Source organism: Methylobacterium persicinum, assembly GCF_022179525.1.
Taxonomy (GTDB): Bacteria; Pseudomonadota; Alphaproteobacteria; order Rhizobiales; family Beijerinckiaceae; genus Methylobacterium; species Methylobacterium persicinum.
In genome coordinates, this window is sequence record NZ_BPQX01000015.1 from 37,197 (window position 1) to 52,074 (window position 14,878).

General features: G+C 65.5%; 16 protein-coding genes. 8 read left to right on the plus strand and 8 right to left on the minus strand.

Annotated elements, in window-relative coordinates:
* Positions 1–49 precede the first annotated feature (49 nt).
* Positions 50–1,042, plus strand: a complete 993-nt coding sequence (locus tag MFF22_RS05970) for a polyphosphate kinase 2 family protein (protein WP_238248067.1) — start codon at positions 50–52, stop codon at positions 1,040–1,042.
* A 31-nt stretch (positions 1,043–1,073) separates the two neighbouring features.
* Here the strand turns inward: MFF22_RS05970 and MFF22_RS05975 are convergent, their stop codons facing one another.
* Positions 1,074–2,297: a serine hydrolase domain-containing protein gene (locus MFF22_RS05975; protein WP_238248068.1), complete on the minus strand. Its 1,224-nt coding sequence runs from the start codon at positions 2,295–2,297 to the stop codon at positions 1,074–1,076.
* A 107-nt stretch (positions 2,298–2,404) separates the two neighbouring features.
* The gene (locus MFF22_RS05980) at positions 2,405–2,638 is read right to left on the minus strand and encodes a hypothetical protein (protein ID WP_238248069.1); all 234 of its coding nucleotides are present in this window, start codon (positions 2,636–2,638) and stop codon (positions 2,405–2,407) included.
* A 149-nt stretch (positions 2,639–2,787) separates the two neighbouring features.
* Here MFF22_RS05980 and MFF22_RS05985 point away from each other — a divergent pair, with 149 nt between their 5' ends.
* On the plus strand, positions 2,788–4,260 hold the full coding sequence (locus MFF22_RS05985) for an MFS transporter (RefSeq protein WP_238248070.1): 1,473 nt from the start codon (positions 2,788–2,790) through the stop codon (positions 4,258–4,260).
* Between the two features lie 36 nt (positions 4,261–4,296).
* On the opposite strand, the gene MFF22_RS05990 is transcribed toward MFF22_RS05985, so the two are convergent.
* The 3 genes from MFF22_RS05990 to otsB form a co-directional block, all read right to left on the minus strand.
* Positions 4,297–4,536 (minus strand): hypothetical protein, encoded by a 240-nt coding sequence (locus tag MFF22_RS05990; protein WP_238248071.1) that lies wholly within the window; start codon positions 4,534–4,536, stop codon positions 4,297–4,299.
* 231 nt (positions 4,537–4,767) lie between these two features.
* The gene (locus MFF22_RS05995; RefSeq protein ID WP_370877546.1) at positions 4,768–5,715 is read right to left on the minus strand and encodes a glucokinase; all 948 of its coding nucleotides are present in this window, start codon (positions 5,713–5,715) and stop codon (positions 4,768–4,770) included.
* Between the two features lie 162 nt (positions 5,716–5,877).
* Complete coding sequence (gene otsB / locus MFF22_RS06000; RefSeq protein ID WP_238248073.1) at positions 5,878–6,621, minus strand: trehalose-phosphatase; 744 nt, start codon at positions 6,619–6,621, stop codon at positions 5,878–5,880.
* Between the two features lie 188 nt (positions 6,622–6,809).
* Between otsB and MFF22_RS06005 the strand changes: the two genes are divergently transcribed.
* Together MFF22_RS06005 and MFF22_RS06010 are read left to right on the plus strand one after the other, a co-directional pair.
* Entirely contained in the window at positions 6,810–7,013 is a 204-nt protein-coding gene (locus MFF22_RS06005; protein WP_370877538.1) for a hypothetical protein, read from the plus strand.
* Between the two features lie 43 nt (positions 7,014–7,056).
* Positions 7,057–7,428: a DUF6894 family protein gene (locus tag MFF22_RS06010; protein ID WP_238248074.1), complete on the plus strand. Its 372-nt coding sequence runs from the start codon at positions 7,057–7,059 to the stop codon at positions 7,426–7,428.
* An 85-nt stretch (positions 7,429–7,513) separates the two neighbouring features.
* On the opposite strand, the gene MFF22_RS06015 is transcribed toward MFF22_RS06010, so the two are convergent.
* On the minus strand, positions 7,514–9,073 hold the full coding sequence (locus MFF22_RS06015; protein WP_238248075.1) for an NAD(P)H-hydrate dehydratase: 1,560 nt from the start codon (positions 9,071–9,073) through the stop codon (positions 7,514–7,516).
* 162 nt (positions 9,074–9,235) lie between these two features.
* Between MFF22_RS06015 and MFF22_RS06020 the strand changes: the two genes are divergently transcribed.
* Both MFF22_RS06020 and MFF22_RS06025 read left to right on the plus strand, forming a co-directional pair.
* Positions 9,236–9,574 carry a P-II family nitrogen regulator gene (locus MFF22_RS06020; protein ID WP_238248076.1) on the plus strand — a complete coding sequence of 113 codons (339 nt, stop codon included), beginning with the start codon at positions 9,236–9,238 and terminating at the stop codon, positions 9,572–9,574.
* Between the two features lie 167 nt (positions 9,575–9,741).
* On the plus strand, positions 9,742–9,915 hold the full coding sequence (locus MFF22_RS06025; RefSeq protein ID WP_238248195.1) for a DUF2735 domain-containing protein: 174 nt from the start codon (positions 9,742–9,744) through the stop codon (positions 9,913–9,915).
* 171 nt (positions 9,916–10,086) lie between these two features.
* On the opposite strand, the gene MFF22_RS06030 is transcribed toward MFF22_RS06025, so the two are convergent.
* A complete protein-coding gene (locus tag MFF22_RS06030) occupies positions 10,087–11,121 on the minus strand; it encodes a glutamine synthetase beta-grasp domain-containing protein (protein ID WP_238248196.1) in 1,035 nt (344 codons plus the stop codon).
* A 333-nt stretch (positions 11,122–11,454) separates the two neighbouring features.
* Here MFF22_RS06030 and glnA point away from each other — a divergent pair, with 333 nt between their 5' ends.
* Positions 11,455–12,864, plus strand: coding sequence for a type I glutamate--ammonia ligase (gene glnA / locus MFF22_RS06035; RefSeq protein ID WP_238248077.1), 1,410 nt, complete (start codon positions 11,455–11,457; stop codon positions 12,862–12,864).
* A gap of 259 nt (positions 12,865–13,123) precedes the next feature.
* Positions 13,124–13,726: an RNase A-like domain-containing protein gene (locus MFF22_RS06040; RefSeq protein WP_238248078.1), complete on the plus strand. Its 603-nt coding sequence runs from the start codon at positions 13,124–13,126 to the stop codon at positions 13,724–13,726.
* Between the two features lie 490 nt (positions 13,727–14,216).
* Here MFF22_RS06040 and MFF22_RS06045 read toward each other — a convergent pair whose 3' ends face one another.
* Positions 14,217–14,843, minus strand: a complete 627-nt coding sequence (locus MFF22_RS06045) for a ribonuclease D (RefSeq protein ID WP_238248079.1) — start codon at positions 14,841–14,843, stop codon at positions 14,217–14,219.
* Positions 14,844–14,878: the final 35 nt, after the last annotated feature.

Below are 14,878 nucleotides of genomic sequence, written 5' to 3' on the forward strand. Positions count from 1 at the left end.
ATCGGCCGTTCCGATGCCGCTCAGCAACGCCCCCCACAGGCTTCACCGGATGTCCACGAAACACGGCAAGCACAAACACGGCCAGACCGTCAGGGGCTCGCAGGTATCAAACCGGGACCATCTCTCCCACGGTCAATCGCGGCTGCCCTCCACATCCCTGTGGGCAGATACCGGAGCCGCGATTCTGGAAGCGCAGCCGTCCGGCGCGGGGGGAGTGGCGGTCTCGCCCGCCGTTCCGGCGCCGGGCATCGTCCCGGCCCCGCCCGGGGCGAGCTTCGACCTGTCGGCCGTCGCCACCCGGGAAGATGCGGGGCTCGACAAAGATTGGGCGGAGGAGGCCCTCCGGCGGGAGCGCGCCCGGATCTCCGATTTTCAGGAACGGCTCTACGCAGAGCGCCGCCGGAGCCTGCTGCTGGTGTTCCAGGCCATCGATACAGGCGGCAAGGATGGCACCATCCGCGCCGTGCTGAAGGGCGTGAACCCGCAAGGCTGCACCGTCGCGTCGTTCAAGGTGCCGTCCTCCGAGGAGCTGGAGCACGATTTCCTCTGGCGCTACCACGCCCGTGCACCGGGCCGGGGGATGATCGGCGTCTTCAACCGCAGCCATTACGAGGACGTCCTGGTGGTGCGAGTGAAGGGGCTCGTGCCGGATGAGGTCTGGCGAAGCCGCTACCGTCTCATCAACGACTTCGAACGCCTGCTCACCGAGAGCGGGACCACCATCCTGAAATTCTTCCTCCATATCTCCCGCGACGAGCAGAAGGAGCGGCTGGAAGCGCGCCTCGCGGACCCGGCCAAGCACTGGAAGTTCGATCCGGCCGACCTCGTCGAGCGAAAGTCGTGGGATTCCTACCAAACGGCGTTCGCCGACGCGATCGGCCGCTGCTCGACACCCGCCGCGCCGTGGCTCGTTGTCCCTGCCGACCGGAAATGGTTCCGCAATTACGCCGTCGCCAAGACCGTGGCCGACACCCTGGAGGCGATGGACCCCCGCTATCCGGAGGCACCCCAACACATCGCCGACCTGAAGGTGCCGGATTAGGGGCATCACGCACCCGCCGCCGCGGGCGCGCTCAATCCACGAGGGCGGCGTAGGTGAGGACCCGTAACTCCTTCCGGATCGGCAGGGCCGAGGACGGGACGAGTTGGGTCATCAGGACCACAGCGAGATCCTCCGCCGGATCGATCCAGAAGGCGGTCGAGGCCATTCCACCCCAGGCGACCTCGCCCGGCGTGCCAAGGATCTGTGCCTTGGCTGGTTCGAGCATCACCGAGAAGCCGAGGCCGAAGCCGATCCCGGCATAGGAGGTCTCGGCGAAGCGCGGCGTACCGATGGAGGCGAGGTCGCCCGGAAGGTGGTTCGCCGTCATCAGCGCCACCGTCTTACGGCCGAGGATCCGCCGTCCGTCGAGGACGCCGCCGTCGAGGATCATCCGACAGAACCGGTGATAATCGGCCGCCGTCGAAACGAGCCCGCCGCCGCCGGAGGCGATGGCCGGGGGCCGTGCGAAGGCGGTCTCGACCGAATCGTCGAAGGGACGCAGCGTCCGCTGCCGGTCGTAGGCGTAGCAGGCGCAGAAACGCGGCAAGGCGTCGGGGCGAACGTGGAAATCGGTATCCACCATGCCGAGCGGCGCGATGATTTCATCCCGCAGGTAGTCCGCAAACGGGCGGCCCGAGACGACCGCGACGAAATGGCCGAGGACATCCGTGGCCACGCTGTAGTTCCAGGCGGTTCCGGGTTGGGCGAGAAGCGGCGCCGCGGTCGCCCGTGCGGTCATCTCCGCCAGGGTCCCTTCCCGGGCCAGGAAGTCGATGCCCTTCTCGCGATAGACGGCATCGACCAGCGTCGCCTCCATGAACCCGTAGGTCAGGCCAGCGGTGTGGGTCAGGAGGTCCCGCACAGTGATTTGCCGCCGGGCCGGCTCGGTCTCGATCTTTGCCCGGTTGCCCCCGGTGGCCACCCGCATGTGGGCGAATTCCGGCAGGTAGCGGGACACGGGATCATCGAGTTGGAACAGCCCCTGCTCGTAGAGCTGCATCACCGCGACCGAGGTCAGGGGCTTCGTCATGGAATAGATGCGGGTCACGGTGTCGAGGGTGAAGGGCGTGCCCCGGGCGATGTCCGCCTGACCGCAGGCGCGGCCGTAAACGTGCTTTCCCCGCCTCTGGATCGTCACCGACAGACCCGCGAGACGACCCTCGGCGACGAGGCGGTCCATCCACGGGGCGATCCGCGCGAGGCGCTGCGGGCAGAGGCCTACCTCGCGGGCATCCGTCTCGGTCGTCACGCCCATCCGCATCTCCCTCGGCCGTCTCCATGCGAACGCATGGCGACAAGCATGGACCCGCCCCAGCGACGCTTTACGCGGTCTGGCAGTCCGGCGCGAGACGGGCGACGGTTTCAGCGCGGCGCGACGAGGGGGGGATAGACGAGCCGGACGGCCCGGGGAGCTCCGGTGTCGTTTCGGCCTTCTCCGCGCACTTCAGGCTCGCGCAGGCGCCATAAGTCGTCGCCCCCAAGGGCGGTCCTGGGCTTCGGCGGCGGCAGCACGGCGTCCGCTGCCCTGATCGGCACAGCGGCCATCGCCGCGACGAGGGCGGCGGCGAAGGTGACGAGGCGAAGGTGCACTCTCATGGGCGTCACGCGTGGCGAACGCTGCCACCGTGAGGCGTGGCCGTAAAATTGGGATCGAACCGAATCGGGCGGGGATCCGTTGCGAACAACAATTCGGAGTTGCGGTTTATCGCTTCTCACGACTTTTGGTGAATGGAGGATTGGGCAGGATGGCGACCAAAGTTGAGGGGGTGGCCGGCACGCCCGAGCGCGCCGAGGTCGGCAGCGTCGTCGACACGGACATCGCCGGGCGTCTCGACCGCCTCCCCTGGGGCCGCTTCCATGTCCTGGTCATCGTGGCGTTGGGCATCACCTGGGTGCTCGACGGCCTCGAGGTCACCTTGGCCGGCTCCCTGGTTGGCGCCCTGCGCCAGCCGCCCATGTCCTTCTCCGAGTTCGATGTCGGCCTCGCGGCCTCGTCCTACCTCATCGGGGCGGTCACCGGTGCGGTGGGATTCGGGTGGCTGACCGACCGGATCGGCCGCAAGAAGCTCTTCTTCATCACCCTTGCGCTGTATCTCATCGCCACCGCGGCCACGGGCCTGTCATGGAACGTCGCGAGCTTCTGCATCTTCCGCTTCTTCACCGGAGCGGGCATCGGCGGCGAATACACCGCCATCAATTCGACCATCCAGGAACTCGTGCCCGCCAGCGCCCGGGGCTGGACGAACCTCATCATCAACGGCTCGTTCTGGATCGGTGCGGCGCTCGGATCGTTCATGTCGATCGTTCTGCTTCGCCCGGAGGTCATCGATCCGGCATGGGGCTGGCGCGTCGCCTTCCTGACGGGCGGCGCGATCGGCCTCGTGATCCTCTACCTGCGGCGTTGGATCCCCGAGAGTCCGCGATGGCTCGCGACGCATGGCTACGTGAAGGAGGCGGACCGGGTCGTCACCGGCATCGAGAAGCGGTTCACGGACGCGGGTGTGACGCTCCCTCCGCCCGATCCCAAGAAGCACACGAAGATCCGTGTCCGCCACCATACCCCGCTCTCGGAGGTGGCGAAGTCGATGTTCGTGTCGAGCCGCAAACAGACCGTCGTCGGCCTCTGCCTGATGGTCGGCCAAGCCTTCTTCTACAACGCCCTGTTCTTCACCTACGCATTGGTGCTGGAACGCTTCTACAAGGTCCCCGGTGAGCAGGTGGGTTGGTACTTGCTGCCTTTCGCCCTCGGCTCGTTCCTCGGGCCGGTCGCCCTCGGGCGCCTGTTCGACACGATCGGCCGGCGGCCGATGATCGCCTTCACCTACGGGATCTCCGCGGTGATGCTGGTCGGGGCGGGCTATCTGTTCCTCATCGACGCCTTCGGTGCGGTCGGGCAGACGGCGGTGTGGATGGCCGTGTTCTTCTTCGCGAGCGCTGCGGCCTCCTCCGCCTACCTGACGGTGGCCGAGACCTTCCCGCTGGAGATCCGCGCGTTGGCGATCGCGGCGTTCTACGCCATCGGTACGGGAGTCGGCGGCGTGTCCGGCCCGCTCCTGTTCGGCTCCCTCGTCGAGAGCGGATCGCGCGAATACGTCTTCTACGGCTACCTCCTCGGTGCCGTGCTTATGGCGGTGGCCAGCGTCGTCGGCGGCATCTGGGGGACCGCCGCGGAAGGGCGATCCCTGGAGGATGTCTCGAAGCCGCTCGCGGCCGCCTGACGGGAGGCGATACACCTCCCGCCGGCAAATCCGCCGTCAGCGGTTCGCAAATTCCACGCGAGTCGCGGCGGCGGAGAACGGGGACTGCGCCTTCACGGCCGGAACGGGCTGCGGCGTGACCGTCAGCTCACCGGCCGGATGGACCGTCCGGATCTCCCGGGCGTGCTCACGGCTGATCGGCGGGGTGACGCTGATCCGGTCGTCGGCAGAGGCGACGCCGGCTGCAAAAGTCGCGGCGGCGAAGGCGGACGACGCGATGAAGAGAATCGTGCGCATGTGGACTCCGATGCGACACCGGGGAATTCCGGCACGCAAAAGAAAACACAGATTTGGTGCGTTGCGGTTTGAAAATTTCGCAATGCAACAAAGCGCGGGCTCACGTTCGATCGTGCGCTATTATGCCCTTCCCCTCCGTGGCTCGGCGTCGGGCAGCCGTTCGGACCATGCGTTGGGCGCATGCCTGCGGCCGGTTCAGCCCGGAATCATGTATTCAGTGGGCGGCTTATCTTATTCCGGACGGTGCCAAACCTGTCCGTGATAGACGAACTTTCGGCCTTCGCTCGCCAGCGCCGCCAGCCCGTTGAAGGCGGGATCGTGCACGGTGATCACGCTCGTCGGGATCTGCTTCATCATCCCCACGAAGGGCGCCTTCTTCTCGAAGGCTTGGCGGAAGCCGCTCTCCTGCAGGACCTTGACGATCCGCGGGGCGATGCCGCCCCCGATATAGACCCCGCTGGTGGCGAGGAAGGTCAGGGCGAGGTCCCCGCAAACGCGCCCGAGCAGCCGCGCGAACAGGCCGAGGGCTTCGACGGCGTGGGGATCGGAGGCGGCAAGTCCCGCTTCGGTCACCGCGGCCGGGTCGATCTTGTCGTGCGGTTGGCCCGTGCGGACATGGGCGACCGCCGCGTGCAACCGTGCGAGGCCCGGTCCCGAAAGCACCGTTTCCACGGTGATGCGATCCTCGACCCGTTCGAGGGCATGCCAGACCTTCTCCTCGAACGCGTCGGCGGGGCCGATATCCGTATGCCCGGCTTCGGTGGAGATGATGGCGAGGTGGGCCGAATAGGGCACCAGTGCCGCCGCGCCGAAGCCCGTTCCGGGCCCAAGGACGACCCGGGCGCCCCCTGGGATCGGTGGGCACGGCCCGACGGAGGTGAGGTCGTGCGGCTCGATTTCCGCGGCGCCGGCGGCGACGGGGACGTAGTCATTCACAACCACGGCCGTGGTCAGGTCGAAATCCCCGGCGATCCGCTCGCCGCCCACCTTCCAGTGGGCATTCGTCAATTGCACCTCAGGGCCATCCACTCGACCGGCGATGGCGAGGATTGCCGAGCGTGGGGGTGGCGCGCGGTCACCGCCCTTCTGCAGGGACGAGCGGATCGCGCTCGACGGATCGGGATGGTCGGCGGTCGCCTCGTGCGAGAGAAGTGTCGGCTTGGCCCCCTTTTCCGCCACGATGGCGAAGCGGGCATTCGTGCCGCCGATGTCGCCGATGAGGACCGGAAACTCGAACATCGACACTCTCCCCTGCCGCGCCTTCGCCGCGGTACGTCGCCTGTGTGGCAGGTGCCGGCCCGTCCGGAAAGGGGAGACCGGCGGCCAAAGGCTGTAACGTCGTCAGGCGGGGGGCAGGGATTCGGGATCGATCGCCCCGCCCGCGGCCCAGGACGCCAGGAGCGCCCGGACGGAAGCGGGATCCGGGAGGCGCCGGGCGGCAGCCGTTTCGCCGTCCCCGACGCGGATCGCGATGCCGCCATCTTCCATGACGCTGGCGAAGGCGATCTCGTCGGTCTTGTCGTCGCCGAGGAACACCGCCCGGCGCCCGGCATAGGGCGGCTCGGCCATGAAGGCGCGGATGGCCACGGCCTTCGTCGCCCGGGCGGGCACGATCTCGCCGACGGCCTTACCGAGTTGCAGGCGGTACTCGCTGCCCAAGGCCGCCGCCGCATCCTTGACCAGGGCCTCGGCGCGCTGCGCATCGGCCGCATCCGCGAGCCGCCAGTGAACGGCGACGGAGGCCCCCTTGTCTTCGATGAGCACATACGCGAGCGGCGCCGCGTCCGCGCGAAGGCGCTTGACCTGCCGCCGCAGGTTCGGGTGATCATCCGGCCGCCCCCCCGACAGGGCGCCATCGCGACGAAGCTCGACGCCATGCAGCCCCGCCGCATCGAGAGCGGCAGGGGCCAGGAAACCGTCGATCTGCGCGATCGGCCGGCCGCTGACGATCGCCAGGGCCCCATTGAGGCGCTGCCGCAACGCTTGCAGATCACCCACGAGCCCTGGTTCGACCGTCACCGCATCGGGCCGGGGTGCGATATCGACGAGGGTCCCGTCGAAGTCGAGGAAGAGGGCGCAATCCATCGCGGCGATCCCGGAAGGCAAGGGGGTGCAAGGCAGCTCCGGCAGAGCTAGCGCACCGGGCGATGCCCGCAACCGAAAGGCCGGTCGATCCGGCCATCCCCTCAATCCACAGGGATCCACCGCCTCAGGTTACGGCATGGTAACGCGACCGTCCGACTTTGGCGTCATTCCTTCGCCGGACAGCGGACATGATGACGAGCCAGCAACTTGCCGAGGAACTGAAGCGGATCGCGACCACACAGGTCAGCGACATTACCCGGGCCGTGAAGGAAGGGCAGAAATCCATTGCCCTGAACGAGGTTCGGGACATGGCGCGCCGCATCGGCCTCCTCGCAGATGCCTTCGACCCAAAATCGGCTGCCGACACTTCCTCCGACGTCGAGGCCGCCTGAACAGGTCGGCCCTCCTCCCCCTGCAAGAAAGCTTCGCCCCACGATGCGTGCCTTCTTCAACATCCTCATCCATGGAAAGGTCGTTCCCGACCATGTGGGTCAGGACGTCGCCGACGTGGACGACATCCGCTCGGCGGCTTCCACCGTGGTCCGCGCCCTCGTCCAGCGTCATGGCGCCGAGGCGCAGCTCCTGGACGCCTCGCTGCTCGTGAGCGACCCTGAGGGCAACGAACTGCTCCGGATCTCCTTCTTCGAGGCGCTTTACCTGCCCGTCGCGCCCGTGAGCGAACCCGGTCGCCTTCGCAGCGCAGTGCGCCCCGAGCGCCCGGCAGCCTTCTTCGACGTGGCCCTCAAACCGATGCGCCGGATCGCCGGGGCGGTGAGCGCCCGCGTGCAGGCCATCGCGCAGGTTTGAGCCTGACTTCATCGAGCGGACGGTGAAGCCCCGTCTCTCGTCCAGTATGAGAGACCAAGCGGGACGATTTCCGTCCCGCTCGGTATCAGCGGTGTGCCAAAGTAGGCGGAGCGGCGCTCAGACGCTCTGCCAGACCCGATAAAACAGCCGGCATCAACTCGGGCAGGTCCTCGGCGATGAGGCCCGGGCCGTGCCGCAGGCCGGCATCGCCGTGGAGCCAGACCGCCGTGCAGGCCGCCTCGAACGGGGGCATGCCCTGGGCCAGCAAGCCCGCGATGAAGCCGCCGAGGACGTCGCCCGACCCGGCCGTGCCGAGATAGGGGCTGCCGTGGGCGTTGATTGCCGCGCGACCGTCCGGGTGCGCGATGACCGTATCCGACCCTTTGAAGACCACCACCGCTTTCATCAGCGCGGCCGCCGCCCGGGCGCGATCGACCTTGCTTCCGCCACGGAGCACTGACGTTCCATCGAACAGACGGGCGAACTCGCCGGCATGGGGGGTCAGCACCGCCTCGCCGCCGCCATCGGCCAGAAGACCCGCGAGATGCTTAGCCTCGCCCGCGAAGCTCGTGAGGGCGTCGGCGTCGAGAACGAGGCTGCGCCCGGCGGACGCCGCCACCCCGATGCGATCCCGTGTCGGCTCACCGACGCCGAGGCCCGGGCCCAGGAGGATCACGTTCAGGCGCTCGTCGGCCAGGAGGTCGTCGAGATCGTCCGGGTCTTCGCATCGGCGGAGCATGATGGCCGTGAGATGCGCGGCGTTCTCCGCAAGCGCCCCGGCCGGGGAGGCCACCGTGACCAGCCCTGCCCCGACCCTTAAGGCTCCCCGGGCCGCAAGGCGTGCCGCGCCGGTTCGGGTTGCGGGTCCCGACAGCACCACGGCATGACCACGGGTGTATTTGTGGCTCGCGCCCGTGAGCCGCGGAAAGGCGGCCCCCCACAAGTCCGGCCCATTCTTATGGAGCGGCGGGAGGGAGGCTTCGAGTCCCGCTGCGATCGCGTCCGGGCCGGCTCCGATCTGCACCACCTCGACTCGCCCGCACAATCCGCGGCCCGGTTCAAGGAGATGTGCCGGTTTCAGCCCCACGAAGGTGATCGTCTCGACGGCCGGGAGCGCCACCCCACGCACGGAACCGCTATCGCCATCGACCCCGCTCGGGACATCGACGGCAAGGACGGCCATCCGCGTCGCGGCCACCGCCTCGATCATGGCCCGGGCGTCGCCATCGATATCCCGCGAGAGGCCAGCTCCGAACAGGGCATCGATCGCCAGATCGAAGCGCGTCAGATCGGATGGGATGGTGGACAGGATCGCGCCCGTCCAGGCCTGAGCGGCCAGCGCCGCGTCACCATTCAGGGCGGAGCGCTCGCCCAGCAGCACGAGAGCGACGCGATACTCCGCCGCCGCCAGGAGCCGGGCCGCGACGAAGCCGTCTCCACCATTGTTCCCCGGCCCGCACAAGGCGAGGACGGCCCCGTTCGCCGGCAGGAGCGCTTTGGCCCGCGTCGCCACCGCAGCGCCCGCGGCCTCCATGAGCGCGATTCCAAGAATCCCACCGGCGATGGCCGCCGCGTCGAGGCACGCAACGGCACCGGTCGACAGCACCCGAGTCCCTGTGTCGATCACTGCCCTAGGCCCGACCATTCGCTGCTCACTCAATGGACAAATTCTCGCTGATCGCCTCAATGATGCGCAGAATTTGCACAAGAAATAGGCGTTTCGTGGCCTCGCGCCGGCAAAACGCCGTGGCGGCGGCGTCGCGGCGATGTTACTGTCCCGGGGCGTTTACAGACAGGCCCGAGCGGCATGAAGAAGATCGAAGCGATCATCAAGCCCTTCAAACTCGACGAAGTGAAGGAGGCCCTCCAGGAGGTCGGCCTTCAGGGAATCACGGTCATCGAAGCCAAGGGCTTCGGGCGTCAGAAGGGCCATACGGAACTCTACCGGGGCGCCGAATACGTCGTCGACTTTTTGCCGAAGGTGAAGCTTGAGATCGTCCTGTCCGACGCCCTTGTCGAGGGCGCGGTGGACGCGATCCGGAAGTCTGCGCAGACCGGCCGCATCGGCGACGGGAAAATCTTCGTCTCGACCATCGAGGAAGCGATCCGCATCCGCACCGGAGAAACCGGGCCCGACGCGATCTGAAGGCGGTAAGAGCCATCCGTAACTGGATTGGCTTTCTGCCTTGTTTTAAGACCTGCACGAATATCCGGCAAAGCGTCTTTGCCCCATGTTGCTGGGCAAGATGGCGCTTACATCCTCCCCATGAGGCGGCCTGAATGGTCGCCATTCTTTACCGGGAGGACCGACCGATGGGTGCCACGGACCCACGCGGATCCGCAAAGATCTACGATCTCGCTTCATTCCGCCGCGCTCAAGTAGTCCGACGGCCTGCGGAGGTCACCAAACCCGTGCCGACCGTGACCGGAGGCGCGTGGTACCACGAAGCCGCCATCCGCGATGATGACCGCCCCCGCGGGCGGTAGCGCCGCCACCGCACCTGCCACGGCAGGCCAATACGAACGATCGTTCTCGTATCTCGCCGGTTGAGACTAGTCGGCGTCGCCCCAAGCGATCTGGACTTGGAGCGACCCTCGAAAGCAAGAAAGCCGGACCCGAAGGCCCGGCTCTCTCATTTCGCGAAGATCATATGGTTCTCAGGCCGCAGCGGAGCTGGCTGTCTGCACCGAGGAGATCGTCTTCAGCACCTGCGAAGCAATTTGGTAGGGGTCGCCCTGAGAGTTCGGACGGCGGTCCTCAAGGTAGCCCTTGTAGCCATTATTCACGAAGGAATGCGGCACGCGGATCGAGGCGCCGCGGTCGGCCACGCCGTAGCTGAACTTGTTCCACGGCGCCGTTTCGTGCTTGCCGGTCAGGCGCATGTGGTTGTCCGGACCGTAGACGGCGATGTGGTCATCGATGTTCGTCTCGAAGGCCTTCATCAGGCTCTCAAAATACTCCTTGCCGCCGACTTCGCGCATGTAAGCGGTCGAGAAGTTGCAGTGCATGCCCGAGCCGTTCCAGTCGGTGTCGCCGAGCGGCTTGCAGTGATACTCGATATCGATGCCGTACTTCTCGCAGAGGCGCTGCAGGAGGTAGCGGGCCATCCACATCTCGTCGGCCGCCTTCTTGGAGCCTTTGCCGAAGATTTGGAATTCCCACTGGCCCTTCGCCACCTCGGCGTTGATGCCCTCGTGGTTGATGCCGGCATCGAGGCAGAGATCGAGGTGCTCTTCGACGATCTTGCGGGCGACATCGCCGACGTTCGAGTAGCCGACGCCGGTGTAGTACGGGCCCTGCGGCGCCGGGTAACCCTGCTCGGGGAAGCCCAGCGGACGACCATCCTTGTAGAAGAAGTATTCCTGCTCGAAGCCAAACCACGCGCCGGCATCGTCGAGGATGGTCGCGCGCTTGTTGGACTCGTGCGGGGTCTTGCCGTCCGGCATCATCACTTCGCAGAGCACCAGCACGCCGTTCTTGCGGGCCGGATCCGGGAAGTGGCGCACGGGCTTGAGCATGCAGTCGGAGCTGCCGCCCTCGGCCTGCTTCGTCGACGACCCGTCGAAGCCCCACATCGGGAGCTGCTCCAGGCTCGGGAAGCTGTCGAATTCCTTGATCTGCGTCTTGCCACGCAGGTTTGGCACCGGCGTGTAGCCGTCGAGCCATATATACTCGAGCTTGTATTTCGTCATTCCGGTTCTCTCGCCGATCCCTCGATCCCTTGTCGACGCGGAGCCTGGCAGATCAGGAGGCCCCTGCGAACGGCACACCACCTTGCGGCAGCGTGCCACCCCTTCGCACACATCATGCCAGCCGAGCAGGCTGAGCCGGCCGGTTCCGCCCCGCGCGATCACGGAATCGCGAGGGACGATCCGATGGGGGCGATGACCGGCCGTGCGGTTCGGCGACAGACACACGGTCTCGATGGGCCGCCATACAGCGATTCAACCGCCACCGGGTGGTGCTGAGCTGGACCGGCCTGTATGGGTCGGCCCGCCTCACTGTAAGCCAGGAGCGACGCCACGATGACCACCGCAGCCGAAGTGCTCAAGACCATCCGCGACAACGACGTCCGCTATGTCGACCTGCGCTTCACCGATCCGCGCGGCAAGTGGCAGCACGTCACCTTCGACGTCTCGATGGTCGATGATGCCTTCTTCTCCGAGGGGCAGATGTTCGACGGCTCGTCCATCGCCGGCTGGAAGGCGATCAACGAGTCAGACATGCTGCTGATGCCCGACCCCTCCACGGCGGTCATGGACCCGTTCTTCTCGGCCGCGACGCTGTCGATCGTCTGCGACGTGCTGGAGCCCGAGAGCGGCGAAGCCTACGAGCGCGACCCCCGCGGCACGGCGCTCCGCGCCGAGACCTACCTTCAGGAGACGGGCATCGCCGACACGGTCTATGTCGGGCCCGAGGCCGAGTTCTTCGTGTTCGACGACGTGAAGTTCTCCGCCGACCCGTACAAGACCGGCTTCGAGCTCGATTCGACCGAGCTGCCTACCAACGGCTTCACCGATTACGAGGGCGGCAACCTCGGCCACCGGATCCAGGCCAAGGCGGGCTACTTCCCGGTTCCGCCGCAGGATTCGGCCCAGGACATGCGCGGCGAGATGCTGGCCGCCATGGCCGCCATGGGCGCCACGGTGGAGAAGCACCACCACGAGGTCGCCAGCGCCCAGCACGAGCTCGGCCTGAAATACGACACGCTGACCACGATCGCGGACCACCTGCAGGTCTATAAGTACTGCATCCACAACGTGGCGCAGAGCTACGGCAAGACCGCAACCTTCATGCCCAAGCCCGTCTTCGGCGATAATGGCTCCGGCATGCACGTCCACCTGTCCCTCTGGAAGGACGGGAAGCCGCTCTTCGCGGGCGACAAGTATGCCGGGCTCAGCCAGGAGTGCCTGTACTTCATCGGCGGCATCATCCGGCACGCCAAGGCCCTGAACGCCTTCACCAACCCCTCGACCAACTCGTACAAGCGGCTGGTGCCGGGCTACGAGGCCCCGGTATTGCTCGCCTACTCGGCCCGCAACCGCTCGGCCTCCTGCCGCATCCCGTGGACCAAGAGCCCGAACGCCAAGCGCGTCGAGGTGCGCTTCCCCGATCCGACCGCCAACCCCTACCTCGCCTTCTCGGCTCTGCTGATGGCCGGGCTCGACGGGATCCGCAACCGGATCGACCCCGGCGCGGCCATGGACAAGGACCTCTACGATCTGCCGCCGAAGGAGCTGCGCCGCATCCCGACGGTGTGCGGCTCCCTGCGTGAGGCCCTGATGAGCCTCGACAAGGAGCGCGCCTTCCTGACCGCGGGCGGCGTCTTTTCCGAGGGCCAGATCGATTCGTTCATCGAACTGAAGATGGCCGAGGTCCTGCGCTACGAGATGACCCCGCACCCGATCGAGTTCGTGCAGTACTACTCGCTCTGATGCCAAGCGGAGGCGGCCGGGTTTAGCCGCCTCCGTCTTATCTTCACGCCAAGCTTCAAAAAGGCCGCCGGCCTCAGCAACGCTGAGCGCAACCTGCCATTCCAGCCAGCTCATTCAGACACGTTTCTTAAAATAGGCTATTTTTCTTTATTTTTTTCCTCCTGATCCTATATCTACGCACCCTCGACGGTCTCGGCTGGAGGTGCGCATGGACAGGCTTTCGGCAACTCGCCATCGGATGTACCGGCGGATTGAGGCTATGCAGATCGAAATCGCTCTGATGCGAATCGGTCTTGCATTTCGAGCATTTAATCCCAGTCAACGACGTGTTCCAGCTGGCCATCCCGATGGCGGTCAATGGACTTCCGAAAACAGTAGTGAATCCGCATTCGGCGATAACGATGGACGAGTCTTCTTTGTCAGCGACGGCAGCGACCGTAACTTAACTGTCGATCTTCGCGCGGAAGAGGGTCGTGGCGGGCACACTGTCGGAAGACATATTGGTAAAAGCGATGACGAGCTATTCGAGAAGGTTCGCCAGTCACAATGGCGCACCTTGGCGGGTCACGGCGGTTTAAGAAGAGCTGGGAGCTTTCCCTCGCTCGAGACTGCCCATGATCTAGTCAACAAAACTATCATCTTAAATCAAAGCGCAGTCGCACCTATAATTGCGGGCACTGACGATCGGGTGTTCATAAAACACACTTTTGGCTCACCAACTGGACGCGAGGCGTATAGCACAAACGATCAAGTTGTTTACACGCGAGATACTTATAGCGTGGGAGTCGAGTTAAGACGAGATCCTCGCTTAGAGCGCGTCTTTTACGTCCGCACCGCCTATCCGTTCACCGTTGTGTACTAAATGGAAGTTGCTGCAGAATTCAACGAACTAGCGGAGCAGTTCTATCAGGATATTTTGGAAGATTGCTCGGACGATAGAGAGCTAATTCTACTTGTTCTAGCGCCCTTCCGAGATCAATCTAAACGAGAGCGTCTTAAGAATTATTTAGATTACGCATTGTCAACAAAAATATCTGATGACAAGCTAGTGGAAATTTGGCTATCAACTCCAACCAATATTGTCTATAATAAAAAACGCCTTCGAGCACTGCTTACCAAGATAAGGAGCAGCCTCTGAGTGACAATAAAAGAATGGCCTGACGGACCCTCCTCGCCGGCCTGATCGGGAAGTGACCGGCGAGGAGGATCTGGCCCAATTGCTAAGCTCGGGCTCCTTCAAGCTAGCAGTATCCTCGCCGGAAACCGTCACCCCAAAACCTCACTCCCACCGCGACGCAGCATGGATAGGTAGTATCCCAGTGCCGTATGGTCGCAGTGTAGAGCTTTCGACCTCAGCTATGGGCGAAGATATCGGCCTCGTCCCATCCGAGCAGGTCAAGCCGGGCGCGTGACGGCAGGAAGCGGAAGCACGCTTCCGCCAGATCGGTGCGCCCCTCGCGCGCGAGCATCGAATCGAGCTTCGCCCGGGCCGCATGGAGATGCAGCACGTCGGAGGCGGCGTAATCGAGTTGCGCCTGGGTGAGCGTGTCCGCGCCCCAATCCGAACTCTGCTGCTGCTTCGAGAGATCGATCCCCACCGTCTCGCGCACCACGTCCTTCAGGCCGTGCCGGTCGGTGTAGGTGCGGACGAGCTTGGAGGCGATCTTGGTGCAGTAGACCGGTGTCGGCATCACCCCGAGGCGGTGGAACAGCACCGCGAGGTCGAACCGGGCGAAATGAAAGATCTTCAGCACCGATTCGTCCGCGAGCACCCGGATCAGATTCTGTGGAACCGGACCACCCGGCAGGATCTGAACGACATCCGCCGTCCCATCGCCCGTCGAGAGCTGCACCACGCAGAGACGGTCCCGATGTGGGTTGAGGCCGAGGGTCTCGGTATCCACGGCGACCGACGAGCCGGCATCGTAGGATGCGGGCAAATCCCCGCGGTGGAGGCGAACGGTGGGGCTCTGCGACACGGCTTCGGGCTTTCACGGGACGATTCGGGGCGGGT